A 17,492-nucleotide genomic window follows, 5' to 3' on the forward strand; every position below is an offset into this window, starting at 1 on the left:
GTTTTACTTGCTCGCGGGATAACTTTTTCAGCCGCTTCAACGGCGAAATTCAAAAGGCAGGGGATGACTGCCCAGTGTTTGCCCAACTTCTCCGGAGGCCGTCTGCGTCGGCGCGCGTAAGCGGCTTCAAACACGCCGCCTTTAAGGCCTGGATAGGTGCCGCGTTGTGATCCGCAATACCGATAAATTATAAGGCATAGCCCCTAAGAAGAGCGCGGCCGCTGACTTCGACGAATTTGCGGTGCTGCCCAAGATATCGCTCGGCCAACGCATCTTCGGCGGCGCGTTCACAATCGTGGACGAAAACCTTTGCACCGCAGGCTGCGAGACGCGACGCGTGGTAGATGCTTTTCATCCGGCCAGGAAGGTCTCCCCGATACCCTGCCGGGCCATCAACGAAAATGACATCCCAGCGGCGCTGACGGACAGAGCGCGGCAATTTCATCTTGAGCTTACGTGGATGCTTGAGAAGAGAGCGCCATTTCTCCTGACGCGTACCGTAGTGGACATCGTGCACCTCGGCCGAGGTCAGCACGCCACGTGCTTTTTCCGCCCATTGCGGATCATCTTCGAGAAAAACCGTGATGCCGCCGCTGTTGGCCTTTTCCCACAATGGGGAATCGTTGCCGCATCCGAAAACCAGAAGGCGGCAATTGGGCTTTGATCGTATAGCGTCCAAGATCACCCTGATCTCGCCGGTGGTCAATTGGATTTCCGATAGCGCGCCTTCCGGTAGATCGAATTCTTTCTCAAGTCGTGCAACTTGTGTCTTGTCGAATTCCGCAAGATGACTGTTGAAGCCCGCCCATGGGACACCACTGATCTCTCCAAATGGCCAAGCCCCGAAGTTGCCGCGGTCGCCGCCCAGCTCCTCCGACAACTCATCAATCAACGCGAGGAAACGAAGGCGCTCCGGTTCGATTTTCTGCAACGTCTTCTCGCGGATGTATTGACGGGGAATATCGCGCTCCTTGAGAGCCGCGACGGCGTCCCGGACCGAGCGCGGATCTGGTTCGCAAATAATGACGTATTCCGGATCGAAGAAAACATCGCGGCCCCCGATGCTCGGGGTGCTGACGACGGGTAGCCCTGCGAGCAGGTATTCCATGGCGGCGTAACTGGCGCCTTCAACTTCCGACAGGATCAAACCTGTCGCGGCGCGGGCAAGCGCGATGTTGACATCCTCTTGCGATTGTTTGACCGGCAATCCGTCAGCGAGATCGTTCAACAGCACGTGGCCAGGACATAGGGCTTTCGTTTTGGGCCAAAGCGCACGGAAATCCTTCTGCCGTGCTTCCTGTGGTTCGGAATAGGCAAGATAGGCCACCTTCTCGATGTCTGCGGCAAGCTCGTGTCGTTTTTCGGGGACAAATCGCGCGTTGTAGATTGCATCAAATTCAATTGCCACGTCCGGCAGTGGCCGAAAAATCTGTTCCGAAACCGTGAACTTATGATTGAGAAAAAGTGCCGGCTGCCCGACGCTTTCGAGCACGCGTTTTTCCTCAAGCGTATTGCAGATGTAGCGCAGCCTGTGCTGAGGATACCGTTGTGTGTGAGAGAGGAAGGATTGGCTCAGTCTGCGTGCCCTCTCTGGAGGCTCGATCGTCCAAGTAGGAAAAATGATGAAGCCGGCTTTCACGTCGCCATAACGTCGGCCGAAAGCTCGGGCCACGCCGACATATTCGTCGTAAGATATGCCTGAAAGAAAAATTGGTGGATCCGCAGAAAGGACTTTCACGGGGCCAAATCGAATTGGAGATCCCCTCAACTCTGGCAAGCGTCCAGTTTCGGACGAAAGTGTATCCGATGTAGAATGCGATGTGGTGGGCCGCCGCTTGCGGAAAATGTCTTCGATGAGACGCGGCAGCCGCATATTTTAGTGTCCTCGGTTGTGCCTCTGCGAGCTGGGTAATTGATACAACTTATGCAAGCCTAGGCGCGGCCAAGACAAGGCGGAGAAGCGTGTCGTCAACAACTTGGGAAATGGCTTCCCTGATTCGTCAGGTTTGATTGTTGCATTATTGTTGCCAGTCTTGATCGTCCGCTCCGCGTCGGCCTGAGACACCTCTCAGGCACTTGCAGAAACATTTGGATCGGAAAAGGATTTGCTAGCGGCATGTGCGCAGAACTCCCTCACGTTCCTTCGCCGTTCATCAGCGATCAGCGTACCCAGGGCCTGCTATATCCGTCCCGTCACGAATCTCGGAGGCGAATGTGAAAGTTCTCATTTTTGGCATGTTGCTGCTACTGGCTTGTGCCGCCGCATTCGCGGTTAGAGCGGTACGGATTAAGCGGCGTCAGTTCGACAACAGGAGCGATGTAACAAAGCTCATTGTATCCGCCGGAAATCGCCGCCGAGATTCGAAAACGAAAGCGCGCTTCATGGGCGAACGTTAATCGTGCCATTCATGTTGGCAATATTTCTGATAGCGATGATCTCGGGGTGCGCGGCCCTGCCTGAACCCGGATGCGCGGGGCATCGTTGCGATCCCTCCGTCGACGAGCAGTTCAAAAGAAATGCCAGCTGGGACGCCCGAACGCCTGACGAATACGCTAAGATTCCAGCTAACAACTGAAATTCATTGTTGGCACAGTCAATGCAGCTGGTCGCGGTATGGATCAGCTGCGCAATGCCTTTCCCTTTAAATATTCCAAGCGTTTAAACGTCGTTTTGGCGTTAATCGCGATGGGTTTGATCGCGCCGGTCGCAGTACTTCCGGTGCCGCTGTTTCGAGATCTATTCACCGCGCTTCTCAAAATCGCACAGTCGGGCGGAAATTTACCGTCCTAATTCGAGCCGGGGGACGCGACATCATCTTTGCAACGACTGTTCGGGCAGCCACGTCCGATTGGACTTGGGCGGTCTCACGTTTAGCCGTCATGAACCCGACCGACGATCTTCGCTGATTGCTCTGAGGATCGCATCATAAGTTCCGGAATGAAGCCCCGCGTCCAAGAGATGATCTCTGTGCGGCCCGATCTTGCAGCACGCCGACGTGGGATGAATTTCTGTCTTTGCCGGGAAAAAATCCCTTAAAAATCAGCATTGCCAATCAGTTGTCGCTCGCTAGAAGGAGCAAAGGATTAGGAGCGAGAGGTGAGCAAGGCCAACCGTGAAGCTGCTCATCGTCGAGGATCATCCGATCGTCATATCCGGCTGCCGCGCGCTCTTCGCAAAGATCGATGGTATAATAATCGTCGAGGCGCGAACGGTAACGGCAGCCCGTGCCGCGATTTCGCGCGATGCGCCCGATGTGACGATCATCGACATCAATCTTCCCGACGGTTCAGGGCTTGAACTGACTCGCGAGTTCATCGCGCACGATCCCGACGCACGGATCGTTGTGTTTTCGATGAACGACACGCCGATCCTTGCCATTCAAGCCATTCAGGCCGGCGCCAGAGGTTATGTCAGCAAAAACGGTGGTCCGGCCGATCTTCGCGAGGCGGTGCTTGCGGTCGGTCGCGGTGTGACGTGGATCTCCGATGACCTCGTGCAGGAAATGGCGCTGCTTCGAGCTCAAAACGATGAGTCGGCGGCGTTTCTCAGCGAGCGCGAGCAACTTGTGTTGCGGATGTTGGCTCGCGGGCGGAGCATGGCCGAGATCGCAAATGACATTTCGGTGTCGTACAAGACGGTCGCGTCGGACAGCGCGATTCTGAGAAAGAAGCTCGGGGCGCGGACATCGACAGAGATGGTGCGGATCGCCCTCGAGATGAAGCTGATTTGATGCTGATCGCAGCGGTCGACAGCTGGACATCCGCCCGGGAATGAATTCCTGGAATCTATTCCAATTTATCACCTTAATACGGCAAAGGTCTCGTCGTTCGTTCCGTCGACAGTTCGCGCCGTTCGCTCAGCGATCATACGCGCTCACGCGTTGAGATATTCGTCGAGGCCGACGGCCAGTCCATCGAAGACCGCCCGGCAGCGGGGCGTTGTCCGCAAATTCTCATGCATGGCGAGCCAAGAGCCGAGTTGGAGTTTGAATGTGTTTGGCAGCACGCGCACGAGATCCGGCTCCTGCCGCGCGAGGCCAACTTGGCAGAAGCCGATGCCAAACCCGGCTTTGATCGCGCGCCATTGCGCGACATCGCTGTCGGCGCGGAAGGCGAAGTTGAGCGCTTCGGCACCGGGCACGCGGCTGCGCATTGCGCGAATGGCCGGCGTCTCGCGGTCGAAGCCAATCAAGCTATGGTCGGCAAGATCGCCGGGCGTGACCGGAGTTCCTGCTCGGGCGAGATAATCCTTGCGAGCGTGGAGGCCAATGGTGACCTCGCCCAGCTTCCTAATCACCAACGCATCTTGATCAGGTTCTACCATACGCACCGCGACGTCGGCGTCGCGGCGCAAGAGATTGTCGACGACGTTGGAGAGAACCAGTTCGAATACCAGCGCCGGATACTGTCGCCGGAGTGTGGTCAATATCGGCGGCAATATTTCAGCGCCGACGATCTCGCTTGCGCTGATGCGCACCGTCCCCCTGATTTCGGAGCCCAGGCCGGATGCCATTCGCAACATCGCCGCGGCATTCGCTTCGACGTTTTCTGCGTAGGGCGCCAGTTCCAACGCGGCGTCGGTCGGTGAAAGGCCCTGTTGGGAGCGCGTGAACAATTCAAGTCCCAACGCTGTCTCGAGCGCGTCGATATGGCGAGCCAGCGTCGGTTGAGAAAGGTTCAAGGCGCGCGCCGCCGCCGACAGAGATCGCTGCCGAAGGACGGTCAGGAAGCTTAGGTAGAGATTCCAGTCGGGTTGGGTGGCATTCATCTATTTGAGTATAGTTACTACACAAATTTCGGCAATTCCGTTTAGTGCAGGGCTTCTCCATCTTGGGGTCACACTCAAGCGACGGAGACAAGACGTGACAGATCAAACGGCGCTCGTACTTGGCGCGACGGGGGGCATTGGCGGTGAGGTGGCCCGCCTCCTCGTAGCCCGCGGTTGGACGGTGCGCGCGCTTAGCCGCAACCCGGACCACCTTTCGGAGGCTGCGAGGGCCTCGCGAATCCAATGGATCCGGGGCGACGCCATGTCCGCCGACGATGTCTTGGCCGCTGCCGCTGGCGTGTCCGTCATTGTCCACGCCGTCAACCCGCCCGGCTATCGCAAATGGGGCGAACTGGTGCTGCCGATGCTCGACAACACCATCGCCGCTGCACGCTTCTCCGGCGCACGCATCGTCTTGCCAGGTACCGTCTACAATTTCGGGCCGGACGCATTCCCCGAGCTGCATGAAAATTCTCCGCAGCATCCGGTCACCGCCAAAGGCCGCATTCGCGTCGAGATGGAAAAGAGGCTTCGCGCCGCCGCGGATGCAGGTACGCCTGTCCTGATCGTGCGGGCTGGCGACTTCTTTGGACCGAAAACGGCCAACAACTGGTTCTCGCAAGGTCTCGTTAAGCCCGGCAAACCGGTGACCGCAGTGAGCTATCCGGGCAAGCGCGGCATCGGCCATCAATGGGCGTATCTGCCCGACGTCGCCGAGACGATTGTCCAACTTCTGGAACGGTCAGATGTCCTGGAGATTTTCGCGGGCTTCCATATGGAAGGGCATTGGGATGCTGACGGAACGCGGATGATCGCCGCGATCCGCGAGGCGTGCGCCAATCCGGATATCAAAGTCCACCGATTTCCGTGGCTGCTCATGCGGATGTCGTCGCCGTTCGTGCCCCTGTTTCGCGAACTTGCAGAGATGCGCTACCTCTGGACAACTCCCATCCATATGAACAATTCGCGGCTCGTCGCGGTTCTTGGTGCCAACCCCATACCCCGTTGGCCGTCGCCGTCCGCGAGACCTTGGCGGGCATGGGGTGTTTGGACACGACTCCGGGGCGTGCTTGAACCAGCCTGCGCGGGAGTTCCTTCCAGATCGCGCGGACACAGCAAGTGAGCTTGAAACTCTGAGACCGCGCTTTACGAAGCACGCAAGCAGTCCATCGAGCAAGGCGAAGCGCGTTTCCAACAACTGATCGACCAGATCGAAAGCCAGATCGACGGCTTGACGGCATCTCTCTCGGCGCGGACCCGCCAACACGACATTTCCATTCGCGAGCTTGAACACCTGCATACGCTCGACAAGAGCGGTCTCGTCCAGACGTCGCGCTTGAACGATATGGAACGCAACGTCGTCGACCTTGAAGGTAGATCGTTCCGCACGGCGCTCGAATATCTCGTCAAGCCGGTGCGAGATCAGATGGCCCCCGCCTTCGACGAACGGTAACGGCAGCGAGAAGGCCGCTGGAACCGCTTTTTGCTCAGATGTCAAAGAAATAAAGTTGGACACATGGGCATTCGTAGCCTACGGCTTCAAGAGATTAGGACTGGCGGCGCCAACGGATTGTTGGAATTGCCGCCACGCAGGTAAGGCCGGGCGAAAGGCTTGGTGCAGTCACCTTCGCCGACGAGATAGTCTCTTTGGCGCGAACTCGGCGAAGCTGAGTTCTTCATCAACCGACGCGCCGGCGACGGCTTTTCGCGAAAATTGGCGCTGGTCGTTGACGGCTGGAACTGCATTGCCAACCGGCAATCTCATCGAGCCTCACGTATCCCGTGTTCCTCGACTAACATTTGATAGCGACGCGCATTGTGCGTCTCGCGACTTCCGGGCGCTCCCGCGCACGTCATAGAGCCCCGGCGAAAGGAAAATTTGTGTCCCAAGGAAGTGCTCTTAAAGATCCGTCCGCCGCCGCGTCGCGTGGCGCCAAGCAAACGTGCGTAAACGAGGACTGCGGTCGCCGCTTCTATGATTTGCAACGGTCGCCTGTCGTGTGCCCTTATTGCGGCACGCCCTACGACGCGACGGTGGTTGCGCGACACGAGTTCGAAATGGCCACCAAGCCGAAAAAAGGGAAGAGCTATCGGCTGGTCGAACCGCCGGCGCCGGTTGCCGATGACGACGCGGAAGCGGAAGTGGTCGCGGAGGCCGACGACGGTACGGACGTTGACGATGGCGCCGCATCGGCTCCGGACATTCTAATTGACATCGACGATGAGGACGAAGACGCGGCAGGCGAGGTTCTCGGTCATGATACCCCAAGGGACGAAGCGAGCTAAATCAGGCGTTCGCGCGCTCGAAAAATTTGCAACATGGATTCCTCGAAAATGACGGGGCCAATCAAGCGCGCGCTAGAGCTAGCCAAGTCCGGACGATGCCAGACGATCAAGCAAGTTTGCGATCGTCTGCAGGCCGAAGGCTATCCGGCCGCGCCGGAGACGAAACCGACCCTGATGGGGCGGTTTCGCATGATGATCAAGGATGCGAGACATCGCCTCGGGAGTGGAAGCTAGATGACCAATTCTGAAGTCACGCTCAGCGTCGACGGCCGAGACACGGTCTTCCATCTCGAGACCGATGCATTTGCTGCCGCCGCAAGGGAGTTCGAAGTCCGCGGCGAGCAACTCGAAATCAGTGTGAAGATGGGCGGCCGAGTCTACGTCGGGCCGCAGCAGATGCGACATTGGTGGGCGATGAAAAGGGAGGGGAAGTATTACGGCGACATACCATACTGACGCCTGCACATTCCCGCCGAGATGGCACCCCAGCTCAGCGATCGCTTTCCGGAACCGTTACCGCGCCGGAAATGAGATCGCGAAGCTGCTTGCGAAGCAGGGGGCCTTGAATCTGAGCTGTCACATATCCTTCGGAATGCAATGCCCGCCGTATATCATCCACGGTTCGGCATTTGCCCGATCTCGCGAGTTCGAACGCTCTCTCAAGTGGCGTTGGTTGCATGATGTCACCTTGCGAGGGACTGACCCCACGGAATAGCCGTCCTAGTTGGGCATGCGGCCGAGTTGCTTGAGCGCTTGCAGTATGGCGCACTGAGCCATAAGCGGCGCATCCCGATGCCCTTCTTTGAACCTCTCGAGGATCGTGCTAGCGAGCACGCCGACGAGCGATTCAAGTTCGGCAGCATCGACGTCGTGGACTTCAATCAGTTCGTTGCAAGCAATTGCGACCGCGCCTTTCAACATGGCATCGTGCGCGTCGTCCGCCGGAATCGGAATTGTGAAAACGGCCTTCATGAGACGGTCCAGCCGCATCCAGGCGGGAGCGCGTCAGGAGCACTCTCAGCCGGCAGAGCCCAAACTGTAACTGCCGATGCCCATCTTTTACCAGAGGGCGGGGCCGATGCCAGCGGCGATGATGCCCCACTTGATCGCCGCAGAGGCCGATTTTATTGGATTTGCAGGAATTGAGCGCGTTTGCTTGCCCCCGCGACGTTTGTACTTGCAAAAAGGGGGGGCTGGCATTATGTTTCGCAATATCGAGCTTCGCCGAAACGACTTGGCCTCGCCGCCGAGTGCGTGCCTGACCGACGACCTTCCAAAAAAACTCGAGTAAACTCCTCCGACACTGTTGGGGGGAAACGCGCGCAACTAATCGAGGAATATTATCTCATGCAAACCGGAACCGTGAAATGGTTCAATAGCCAAAAGGGTTTCGGCTTTATCCAGCCGGACGAAGGCGGTAACGATGTTTTTGTTCATATCAGCGCCGTAGAGCGCGCCGGCATGCAAAGCCTCAACGAAGGACAGAAAGTGTCTTTTGACGTTGTTGCTGATCGCCGGAGTGGCAAATCCTCAGCCGACAATCTGCGAGCCGCTTAACAGCGGTTTCGACGCAAACGATCAGGCTCGACCACGGATGTACTGGCGACAAGTTTGATCGATGAAGCCCGCGCCTGCTCTGCCAGCCGCGGGTTTTTTATTGCATCGGAGCTATCAGGAGATGGCCCATGGCGATAATACCAAAAAATATGACGAACGCCGCCGCCGGCAAGCTACGCCGCGCTCAAGAGGCGTCGCAAGCGATGAAGGATCACGAGGCGGAACGATTAGCCACCCGGGCTAAGACCGAACGCCTCCGGGCCGAACGGCTCGCCCGCGAAGCTGCGACCCCAGTCGCCGCCCCGACGAAAAAGCGCCGGTGACCCAAGGGCGCTTTCCGCTTGGACAGCGTCCAGTAGGCGTGCCTTCGAAGTCTTTTTAAAGTGAGAATTGCGCCGGTTTCCGCTTCCCCACTTGGGTTCGGCGTATCGACTATTGAACGCGCAAATGGCCCCGATGGTGCGATAGCGCATCCTCGGACCGTCACCGGCAGACGCTGCGTCACGGCGATACGGGACGCCTGACCGCCACCGCCGTTAGACTGCTCCCCAGGGCGGCCAATTGGGGAATTTCCGGGATGAGCGTTTTCCACGGAGTCTGCGGGCTTGCGGGCCTGCTTTTCATTGCCTGGCTTTTGAGCGAGGACCGCTGGCGCGTGCCGCTGCGTGTCGTGATTGGCGGCGTCGCCCTGCAAATCGCTTTGGCCATCCTCTTCGTCAAGTTCCCGCCGGCGACCAAGATTTTTCTGCTGCTCAACGACGGCGTCACCGCGCTCCAGAAGGCGACCGATACCGGCACGGCGCTGGTCTTCGGCTATCTCGGCAGCGCTCCTGCGCCGTTTGTCGAAGCCCATCCGGAAGCAAGCTTCATTCTGGCGTTTCGCGCCTTTCCGCTGGTTCTGGTGATCAGCGCGATTGCATCGCTTCTGCTCTATTGGGGCATTCTCCAGCGCGTGGTTGGCGCGCTCGCCTTTGCGCTGCGGCGGACGCTCGGGATCGGCGGAGCGTTGGCGCTTGGAGGCGCCGTGCATATTTTTGTCGGCATGGTGGAAGCGCCGCTCCTGGTCCGCCCCTACCTCAAGACAATGTCGCGCGGCGAACTCTTCGCGCTGATGAGCTGCGGAATGGCCGGCATCGCCGGCACGATGATGGTCGTCTATGCGGCAATACTCGGCCCGGTTATTCCCGATGCGCTCGGCCAGATCCTGATCGCGTCAATCATCAGCACGCCCGCGGCACTGGCGGTCGCGGCGCTCATGGTGCCCTTCGCTCCGGACAGTGAGGAGGCCGGTGAACTCTCCATATCCGATGCGCCTCAAAGCACGATGGAAGCGATCGTCCGCGGAACCATCGACGGCATTGGGATCGTAGCGACGATCATCGCCATGCTGATTGTGCTGGTCGCACTGGTGAGCCTCGTCAACCTTGCTTTACGCCTGCTGCCGCATCAAGGCGACCCGATCACGTTGCAGCACATCTTTGCCTATGCCTTCTGGCCGCTCCTGTGGATCATCGGCATCCCCACGCAGGATCTTTGGACGACATCCCTCCTGATGGGCACGAAAACCGCTCTCAACGAATTCGTCGCCTATCTCAATTTGTCCCAACTGCCGACGGACGCCTTGAGCCCGCGCTCGCGGCTCATGATGACGTATGCGCTATGCGGCTTCGCCAATTTCGGGAGCCTCGGCATTCTCGTCGGCGGCATGACGACGATGGCACCCGAACGCAAGAACGACATCATTTCTCTCGGGGCGCGCTCTATCCTGTCGGGCACGTTCGCGACATTGATGAGCGGCGCCGTGATCGGGATGATCAGCTAATAGCGAAGGCGTTTTAGTCTCTCATCCCAATGAAGAATGTATTTTATCGGGCGAATAAGAAAAACATTGCTGCATGTCGCGTTGGGAACTCGGAATTCCAGGCGCTACGTTTTCTCCGGACGAGCAGGCGCCTTCATGTCTGTCGCGTTGAGGAGCGTTCAATGCGGACCTTTGGATATTCAGCCGATGAGCTCTCCGGCTTTTACGCGGTGCTCGATCGGGCGGCGCGCCAAGCCTCGGAGCGCGAGGTCGAGCTGTCCATTTCGATGATGCGCAAGCGTTTGTTCGCGGCCGCAGGCCAAGGTGAACGCGATGTCGATAAACTCATTCAAGCGATATTCGCTCAAGACGCATCGGTCGCCCAGTCGGTGGCGGCATAACCTCCCGCGCGAAATATTTTCTGGAACCACGAAACTATTTGGCCGGTTGCCGCGTATCGAAAATGACCTTTGAGGGTATTAAATGCCATTACCTGCAAGCGGCCATGAGCTTACGCAGCCGGCCATAGGGATCGTCTATCAGCGCGCGATCGACGCCTACACCGCGGAGGATGCGATGCGTTATCATAGCGAGTTGGTGGACCTCCTCGCCATCGAGGCGATGATCGTCAAGATGAGTTCCCGGAGCGACGCGGAAACAGACCAAGCAATACTCGATATCCAAGCCTGCGCTCAATATCACCGCGACGCCGTCGATCGGCTGACCGACATTATCGAGTCCAAACAGCAATTCATTTGGCGGCCCTGATCTCAATCTCGCCACCGACCACGACCAAGCGGTAAAAGCCTGTCTGGGCCCTGCAACTTAGCGTCGATCGCAATTGGTGCTGCTTGTTCGACGAAACATTCTCAAGAAGCAGATGTTCGTCCGTCCCCGCACGGTCCGTATGCTGTTGATAAACTCGACCGGAGCCTTGCTTCGAATCTCACATCGATCGAATTTTCAGCGTCTCCCATCATTGGCAAATTTTGGAGAGATTTACACCCCGGCAGCAGTTGCCCTCGCTCGTCGGGGTGTCCTTTTTTCGATGGCGGATCTGTGTTCTATCCGCGTCGCTGCGCGGCATCGATCAATTGCGATAGGTATTTCTTGGCCCGGCCTTCGATCTGCGCCGGGGAATAGCCTTCTTCGCGCAAACGGCGGTTGAGCTTCTGTACTGTCTCGACGGCGCCCGAGCGCGCCATATCGACGGCCCGGTCGAACGATGCGAATTTCTGAGGGTTGCTGCGCCGGTATTGCCAGATCACCGCGCCGACCGCCAAGCCTATAGCGCCGGCCGTAAGCAACGCCACGACAGGATGTCCGCTCGCTGCACGCTCTTCGTCGGCATCGTGGAATTCCGTTTCTCCGCGGGATTTGTCCATGTTCGAAAACATCTCCGTTTGAAATTTAAGATTTACGGTTGCGCGGGAGGCGTCTTTTCAACGTTGTCAGACATACTGAAAACGTAAAGTCCTCCCGCGACAGCCAAGATCAGCGGCCAGTTTTTTGTCGCCGTCCGCAATAACGCGGGCAGCAGAATGGGTGCTGCCGCCGAGGCGATGCCCATCAACTGCTCGTTATCGAAGATGGATTTCGTAGGCTCCATCTGCGCGTCGCTCTCGGATGAACTCGGTTGCGCGGCCTGAGGAGTGGATGTCTTGCGAAGCCTGATGGCGATTGCGATGATGCCACCTAGAACGGCGAAGGACGCCGCCACAATGAGATTGCCGACCTCGGCACCGTATGTCCGATTGACGACCATCGACAGGCTGGCGGCCGCGAAGCCAAAGGCCACGATAATGGGCAGGGCGATGATGACGCGGTTGCCGAGATCGCCGATCGCATTATCGACGCTTGCCTCCGCTCTCTCGAATAAGCTTGCGAACACCTGATATCTCCGAGCTTATGCTTTCCAAATCGCGCCGAGGATGAACCCGGCTGCGACCGCCATCCCGAGTGTCGTCATCGGTTGCTCTGCGACCGACTTGTCGACTGCGTTCGAGAAATTCTTTGCCACTTTCTGCATGCTGTCGCCGAGCTCAGATCCTTTCGCCACGAGGCGCTCGCCGGAATCTTGCACATTCGCGGCGGTCCGCTCCAGCGAATGCATGGCCCGCATTCCAGCGTCCACGGCATCATCCGTCATGTCGTGCGATGCTGCTCTAATCCTGTCCGGCGTGTCGGTGCCTGCCATATCGGTTCCTCCAAAATTCCAAGATTGATCTCTGGGCTGAACGTCCCGGGCCGAGCCTTGGTTCCTGAAAGAAAACACTTCAAAATAGGGAATCAGGGCGATGTTGTTCCGGGTTCCCGGAAGTGCTCTTGGTTGCGCCGAGCCTCTTCGATCTCGCGGAGCCTATTCAAGCGTTCGAGGATCGGAAGAGACGTCATCCAATCCATATCTTCCTGCAGAACCCGCTTGAGGTCTTCCGTAATCCGATCCTTGAAGACGTCGATCCAATGAAGCTCATCCGCACCGCGCATCCGCAGCCCGCTCTGGAGGATGCTGGCATCGCTTGTTTTACGCACACTCATGAAAGAGTAATGCCCGCGCACGGAACGTGGTTCCATCCACAGGCCGCGCCCCACCCGGAAAAGGCATTTTCTGCCTCCGTGACCGGTGACAGGGAACCGAGTCGTCCCGGCCGTTGCCATTGTCTCCTTTTGGAGCGCAACGTCGCGTCGCGGTAACCGCTGCGTGAAAATAGCTGCGCGCCGACACCCTGCGGCAAGCTTCGTCGCGCAAACTCCGCCCCGATGAATGCGGAGAATCGGAGAGTTCGCATGAAAGCGCTCGCGGCCACTGCCGTCGCCTGCATGATGATCGCCAGCGCTGCCGCGGCCGCTGACGGGATGGACGGACGCAACCGCGGCGGGCGTGACGGTGGTTGGGGGCCGAACAACGGCGTCGTCGTCGACGTGCCGTGGTCTGCAATCAATAACCCTGACAATTCCGGCATTCCGCCACGCAGCAACTACGAGATCCATTGCCGCGACGTCAGGCACTCCTGCTTTGACCAGTGGGGTGTCAGCGAGCCGGGCTATGGCCAATGCATGGCCGCGCGCGGCTGCTGAACAGGCCCGCGTTGTTGTGCATGCCGCGAGCCCGCAGAAGCATCACGCCTCGACTTTGTCCTGCGTCATCGTTTCAAAATCGCTGGAGTCGTGGCGCTCACGAAGCTGCTCTGAAGGCGGTCCCGAAATTCGGTTGACCATCCGGCCGCGCTTTACCGCCGGGCGCTCGGCGATGGCATTCGCCCAGCGGTTGACGTGAGTATAGTCTTGAACCTGCAGGAACTCGGCGACACCGTATAGGTCGCCTCGCACGAGGTTGCCGTACCAGGGCCAGTTCGCGATATCCGCAATCGAATAGTCGTCACCTGCCAAGAAGCGATGGGTCGCGAGATGGCGATCGAGCACGTCGAGCTGCCGCTTCGCTTCCATTGCAAAGCGGTTGATCGCGTATTCGATCTTGATTGGAGCATACGAATAGAAGTGACCGAGGCCGCCGCCGACATAGGGAGCGCTGCCCATCTGCCAGAAAAGCCAGTTCAGCGCCTCGGTTCGCCCATCGGGATCGGCGGGAAGGAACGCGCCAAACTTTTCCGCGAGGTAAAGCAGGATGGCGCCGGATTCAAACACGCGCCTCGGCTTGCCGTCGCTGCGATCCGTAAGCGCCGGAATCTTCGAATTCGGATTGATCTCGACAAAGCCGCTTCCGAATTGATCGCCCTTGTCGATGCGGATTAGCCAAGCATCGTATTCTGCGCCCGTCTTTCCGATCCCAAGCAACTCTTCCAGCATGATCGTGACTTTTTGACCATTCGGCGTCGCCAGCGAATAGAGCTGCAGCGGATGCTTGCCGACAGGAAGGTCCTTGTCGTGCGCCGGGCCGGCGACGGGACGATTGATGTTGGCGAATTGCCCGCCGCTCGGCGCATCCCAGGTCCAGATCTTCGGAGGCATATAGTCGGGTGAATTTGTCATGTCCGGGGTTCTTGCATCTGATGTTTGTTTGGCTCCGGCGGTGGAGCATGCCGCTTGGATCGCAAGCGACGGCGAAATTTGCCGTCGAGGCATGCCGCGATCATGGCCCGTATCGGCCATCGGCGCCAGCCGTCCACAGAGCGTGCGAGCGCGTCCATTTGAAACGCCTCGGCCCGCTCCAAGCAAATCCGCCATGTCGGGCAGACAAGCCTGAGCGGGAGCGAGATCGTAAACAGCGAGCCTTATGTCCTCCGCACGTCCAAAGCGACCGCGTGGCAAAGCTGTTGAATGATTTCAGCCTGTGTTGAGGGAAAGTAGGGGGTAAGAAAGTGGTGCCCCCTACTTATGCGGCCTTCTGCCATTTCGCCGGTCCTTGCGCCTTGAGCTGCTCTTCGAAATCGCCGATCCGGAACGGCAGCTCGGGTTCCATATTCTCATTGAGAAAGACGAACAGAACGTCCTCGGCATTGCGAAAGCTGAAAAACACGACCACGTCATCGTCACCGCCGCCCTCGAGATGGGGGTCGCCGTTTGCTATTCCGCGTACGTAACTGCCGACCGGCCGCACTTCCTTGAATTCACCATTAGGTCGGTAAAACCGCAGCTCGCCATGCAATACGAGCGTGACGTACGGCACTTTGTGCTGATGCAGTGCTATTCTGGAATTGGCGGCGAACTTGAAAATGGCATCGACGATCCCGTTCTCGCGGTCGACGTTGTAGACGTAGAACCAAAGATCATCGAAGCCTTCGAGTTGGCGCCACGTGATGTTGCTGTCGTCGAATTTGCTGCCGGTCACGGTCGGTTCCTCCGTCATTTTTGAATTCGTTGCGGGCACACGGCGTGCATGCCGAGGGACCATCTGCCCGCGAGCCAAAGCGGGCAACGGCGAAACTCCCGAAGATGCCGGGCAATTTGCCTGACATAAAGGAGATCAACTTCACAGGACCTCCAGATCTCGATAATTTGAGCGCGAGATCGAAAGGCCGGTCGCGGGAGTTTGCAATGAACCTGAAGTGGCTTCTCGTCCGAAGGATTACGCTCGTTGCGCTTGCGTGCTTCGCCGCCGGTTCTCTCATTGCGGTTTATCGTACATCGAGCCTAGCGTACCGGCAGAACGCGGATCTAGCCCAATCGGTCGCGCAGCAATTGGATTTGCAGCTCCTCCGCATTGCCACGGCGCTCGACCTTCCGAAGCGATTTCCCGATTGGGATCTTGTGACAAGCTATGCCCTGCAGCCTGGGCAATGCGTGCAATTGCTCCGCCCCGACGCGTCGGTCCTGAAGTCCAGTTGCACGGGATTCGACAGCGTCTCGAATCCGACGCCTCGATGGTTCGTCGACGCTTTTACTTTCCTGATCGGCGGTGAGGTCCTTGCGTCGCGTCCGGTATCATATCGCGGCACGCAGCAAGGAGCTGTGGTCGCGAGCTTCAATCCGCTCGCCATCGCAACCGAAACCTGGCGAACCATTGCGCCATTATTCGGATTTTCCGCGATGCTGGTCGCGATGCTTTGCTTAGTGACCTATTTCGTTATTGACCGGGCATTGCGTCCGACGGAGGAAATCCTGAAAGGCCTCAACCGTCTCGCAAGAGGCGATCTCTCGGCGCGATTGCCTCCATTCCGTTTGACCGAGATCGACAGGATCAGCGAAGTCTTTAATTCTCTCGCCGGGGACCTCGAAATAGCCTCATCCGATCGCACCGAACTCGCTCGCCTGCTTGTCGATGCGCAAGAGCGGGAGCGGCGTCACATCGCGCGCGAGCTTCACGACGAGATCGCGCAGAAGCTCAGCGCGCTGAGCGCGCTCGCGGCGTGTATCAGGATTGCTGCGCAGAGCGACGCGAAAGAGCTCGAAGGCGAAGCGAGAGAACTCGAGCATATGGCGTCAAGCCTGATGATCGCGCTGCGCAAAACGCTCACATATTTGCGGCCGCAGGAAATTGACGATCTGGGATTATTGCCGAGCCTTCAGGGTTTGGTCGCGGGCCATAACAAAGACGCGGGCGGGCGGACGCGTTACACGATCGAGGCCCGCGGCGATGTCGAGGAACTCAACTCGGAAACCAGGGCGCACGTGTACCGGATCATTCAAGAAGCGCTCAACAATGCCGCGAAGCACGCCCGCGCGCATCACGTCAATGTTACGCTCAATCAGCATAGCAATGCCGGCGGCAAGAAAGTCGAACTCGCGATTACGGATGACGGCATAGGGCCATCGGCTGACGTCGAGCATCCTCAATATGCCGGATCGGGCTTGATCGGCATGCGGGAGAGAGTGCTGGCGTTGAGTGGCTCCTTGAATGCCGGACCTCTCACGGATGGCGGCTTCCGGCTGCGCATCGAATTTCCCGCTCACCAGCAGGAAGGCGCCGTATGAGGAGCACGATCCGCGTCCTGCTCGTGGACGACCACGCCGTCGTCCGCGAAGGCTATCGCCGGCTCATCGAAAAGCATGACGGCATAGAGGTCGTTGCGGAAGCGGCCGACGCGGCGTCTGCTTACGCGGCGTTCAAAGCATCGAACCCGGACGTCGTGATCGTCGATATCTCGATGCCCGGCCGCGGCGGCATCGATCTCGTGCGCCAGATCCGGCAGCTCGATCCGCACGCTCGGATATTGATGTTCACGATGCACGCCGATGCAACTTACGCTCAGCAGACATTCCGCGCCGGAGCGCGAGGGTACATCACAAAAAGCAGCCCGCCCGACGTGTTGGTCAGCGCAATCCGCACGGTCTATGTCGGCAAGACGGCGCTCTGCGACGAGATCAACCGCATCATTGCGGCCAGCCGGTTGATGGACGACATCTCACCGATCGACGCGTTGACGCCTCGCGAATTCGAAATTCTCAGAATGATCCTTGACGCCAAATCGACGGACGAAATCGCGAGCGCATTCAATCTCAGCCCCAAGACGATCGCCAACCATCATTATGCGATTAAATCGAAGCTCGGCGTTCAATCGGACATCGAACTTGTGTACCTTTGCATGAAGCAAGGTTTGGTCGCCTCAATTCTCGCGTCCGCATCGATTTAGCTCGAAATTTCGGGAACTTTTTCGAATTCGTGAATGTGCGCTGCAATGA

General features: G+C 58.3%; 23 protein-coding genes. 14 read left to right on the forward strand and 9 right to left on the reverse strand.

What is annotated here, in order from left to right; genetic code table 11:
• Positions 1 to 187: 187 nt before the first annotated feature.
• A complete protein-coding gene (locus WC811_RS15980) occupies positions 188 to 1,492 on the reverse strand; it encodes a hypothetical protein (protein WP_372646312.1) in 1,305 nt (434 codons plus the stop codon).
• A 1,621-nt stretch (positions 1,493 to 3,113) separates the two neighbouring features.
• Here WC811_RS15980 and WC811_RS15985 point away from each other — a divergent pair.
• Positions 3,114 to 3,731, forward strand: a complete 618-nt coding sequence (locus WC811_RS15985; protein WP_372646313.1) for a response regulator — start codon at positions 3,114 to 3,116, stop codon at positions 3,729 to 3,731.
• Between the two features lie 143 nt (positions 3,732 to 3,874).
• On the opposite strand, the gene WC811_RS15990 is transcribed toward WC811_RS15985, so the two are convergent.
• On the reverse strand, positions 3,875 to 4,768 hold the full coding sequence (locus tag WC811_RS15990) for a LysR family transcriptional regulator (protein ID WP_372646314.1): 894 nt from the start codon (positions 4,766 to 4,768) through the stop codon (positions 3,875 to 3,877).
• A 94-nt stretch (positions 4,769 to 4,862) separates the two neighbouring features.
• On the opposite strand from WC811_RS15990, the gene WC811_RS15995 reads away from it, so the two are divergent.
• The 5 genes from WC811_RS15995 (at position 4,863) to WC811_RS16015 (ending at position 7,510) form a co-directional block, all read left to right on the forward strand.
• Positions 4,863 to 5,891 (forward strand): SDR family NAD(P)-dependent oxidoreductase, encoded by a 1,029-nt coding sequence (locus tag WC811_RS15995; protein WP_372646315.1) that lies wholly within the window; start codon positions 4,863 to 4,865, stop codon positions 5,889 to 5,891.
• Between the two features lie 108 nt (positions 5,892 to 5,999).
• Complete coding sequence (locus WC811_RS16000; protein ID WP_372646316.1) at positions 6,000 to 6,221, forward strand: hypothetical protein; 222 nt, start codon at positions 6,000 to 6,002, stop codon at positions 6,219 to 6,221.
• Positions 6,222 to 6,649: 428 nt separating this feature from the next.
• Entirely contained in the window at positions 6,650 to 7,054 is a 405-nt protein-coding gene (locus WC811_RS16005; protein WP_372646317.1) for a TIGR02300 family protein, read from the forward strand.
• A gap of 48 nt (positions 7,055 to 7,102) precedes the next feature.
• A complete protein-coding gene (locus tag WC811_RS16010; protein WP_372646318.1) occupies positions 7,103 to 7,288 on the forward strand; it encodes a hypothetical protein in 186 nt (61 codons plus the stop codon).
• Positions 7,289 to 7,510 carry a hypothetical protein gene (locus WC811_RS16015; RefSeq protein ID WP_372646319.1) on the forward strand — a complete coding sequence of 74 codons (222 nt, stop codon included), beginning with the start codon at positions 7,289 to 7,291 and terminating at the stop codon, positions 7,508 to 7,510.
• A gap of 264 nt (positions 7,511 to 7,774) precedes the next feature.
• Here WC811_RS16015 and WC811_RS16020 read toward each other — a convergent pair whose 3' ends face one another.
• Entirely contained in the window at positions 7,775 to 8,026 is a 252-nt protein-coding gene (locus WC811_RS16020; protein WP_372646320.1) for a hypothetical protein, read from the reverse strand.
• Between the two features lie 375 nt (positions 8,027 to 8,401).
• Here WC811_RS16020 and WC811_RS16025 point away from each other — a divergent pair, with 375 nt between their 5' ends.
• From WC811_RS16025 to WC811_RS16045, 5 genes are all read left to right on the forward strand, one after another.
• On the forward strand, positions 8,402 to 8,611 hold the full coding sequence (locus WC811_RS16025; RefSeq protein ID WP_372646321.1) for a cold-shock protein: 210 nt from the start codon (positions 8,402 to 8,404) through the stop codon (positions 8,609 to 8,611).
• Between the two features lie 128 nt (positions 8,612 to 8,739).
• A complete protein-coding gene (locus tag WC811_RS16030) occupies positions 8,740 to 8,934 on the forward strand; it encodes a hypothetical protein (RefSeq protein WP_372646322.1) in 195 nt (64 codons plus the stop codon).
• Positions 8,935 to 9,188: 254 nt separating this feature from the next.
• Positions 9,189 to 10,433 (forward strand): NupC/NupG family nucleoside CNT transporter, encoded by a 1,245-nt coding sequence (locus WC811_RS16035; protein ID WP_372646323.1) that lies wholly within the window; start codon positions 9,189 to 9,191, stop codon positions 10,431 to 10,433.
• Between the two features lie 161 nt (positions 10,434 to 10,594).
• Entirely contained in the window at positions 10,595 to 10,813 is a 219-nt protein-coding gene (locus WC811_RS16040) for a hypothetical protein (RefSeq protein ID WP_372646324.1), read from the forward strand.
• Positions 10,814 to 10,895: 82 nt separating this feature from the next.
• Entirely contained in the window at positions 10,896 to 11,180 is a 285-nt protein-coding gene (locus WC811_RS16045; RefSeq protein WP_372646325.1) for a hypothetical protein, read from the forward strand.
• 296 nt (positions 11,181 to 11,476) lie between these two features.
• Here WC811_RS16045 and WC811_RS16050 read toward each other — a convergent pair whose 3' ends face one another.
• The 4 genes from WC811_RS16050 to WC811_RS16065 all read right to left on the reverse strand — a co-directional run bounded on the left by WC811_RS16050 (position 11,477) and on the right by WC811_RS16065 (position 12,950).
• The gene (locus WC811_RS16050) at positions 11,477 to 11,797 is read right to left on the reverse strand and encodes a hypothetical protein (protein WP_372646326.1); all 321 of its coding nucleotides are present in this window, start codon (positions 11,795 to 11,797) and stop codon (positions 11,477 to 11,479) included.
• A 32-nt stretch (positions 11,798 to 11,829) separates the two neighbouring features.
• On the reverse strand, positions 11,830 to 12,303 hold the full coding sequence (locus tag WC811_RS16055) for a hypothetical protein (protein WP_372646327.1): 474 nt from the start codon (positions 12,301 to 12,303) through the stop codon (positions 11,830 to 11,832).
• A 15-nt stretch (positions 12,304 to 12,318) separates the two neighbouring features.
• Positions 12,319 to 12,609: a hypothetical protein gene (locus WC811_RS16060; protein WP_372646328.1), complete on the reverse strand. Its 291-nt coding sequence runs from the start codon at positions 12,607 to 12,609 to the stop codon at positions 12,319 to 12,321.
• Between the two features lie 92 nt (positions 12,610 to 12,701).
• Entirely contained in the window at positions 12,702 to 12,950 is a 249-nt protein-coding gene (locus WC811_RS16065; RefSeq protein WP_372646329.1) for a hypothetical protein, read from the reverse strand.
• 249 nt (positions 12,951 to 13,199) lie between these two features.
• On the opposite strand from WC811_RS16065, the gene WC811_RS16070 reads away from it, so the two are divergent.
• Positions 13,200 to 13,490 carry a hypothetical protein gene (locus WC811_RS16070; RefSeq protein ID WP_372646330.1) on the forward strand — a complete coding sequence of 97 codons (291 nt, stop codon included), beginning with the start codon at positions 13,200 to 13,202 and terminating at the stop codon, positions 13,488 to 13,490.
• Between the two features lie 42 nt (positions 13,491 to 13,532).
• Here WC811_RS16070 and yghU read toward each other — a convergent pair whose 3' ends face one another.
• Together yghU and WC811_RS16080 are read right to left on the reverse strand one after the other, a co-directional pair.
• On the reverse strand, positions 13,533 to 14,402 hold the full coding sequence (yghU, locus tag WC811_RS16075) for a glutathione-dependent disulfide-bond oxidoreductase (protein WP_372646331.1): 870 nt from the start codon (positions 14,400 to 14,402) through the stop codon (positions 13,533 to 13,535).
• A 343-nt stretch (positions 14,403 to 14,745) separates the two neighbouring features.
• Positions 14,746 to 15,219, reverse strand: a complete 474-nt coding sequence (locus WC811_RS16080; protein ID WP_372646332.1) for a cupin domain-containing protein — start codon at positions 15,217 to 15,219, stop codon at positions 14,746 to 14,748.
• A gap of 188 nt (positions 15,220 to 15,407) precedes the next feature.
• On the opposite strand from WC811_RS16080, the gene WC811_RS16085 reads away from it, so the two are divergent.
• Both WC811_RS16085 and WC811_RS16090 read left to right on the forward strand, forming a co-directional pair.
• Positions 15,408 to 16,784, forward strand: a complete 1,377-nt coding sequence (locus WC811_RS16085; RefSeq protein WP_372646333.1) for a histidine kinase — start codon at positions 15,408 to 15,410, stop codon at positions 16,782 to 16,784.
• Positions 16,781 to 17,443 (forward strand): response regulator, encoded by a 663-nt coding sequence (locus WC811_RS16090; RefSeq protein ID WP_372646334.1) that lies wholly within the window; start codon positions 16,781 to 16,783, stop codon positions 17,441 to 17,443. The genes WC811_RS16085 and WC811_RS16090 overlap by 4 nt, the downstream gene beginning before the upstream one ends.
• Positions 17,444 to 17,492 lie beyond the last annotated feature (49 nt).

Origin of the sequence: Hyphomicrobium sp. (genome assembly GCF_041659645.1) — a bacterium.
Classification (GTDB): Bacteria; Pseudomonadota; Alphaproteobacteria; order Rhizobiales; family Hyphomicrobiaceae; genus Hyphomicrobium_B.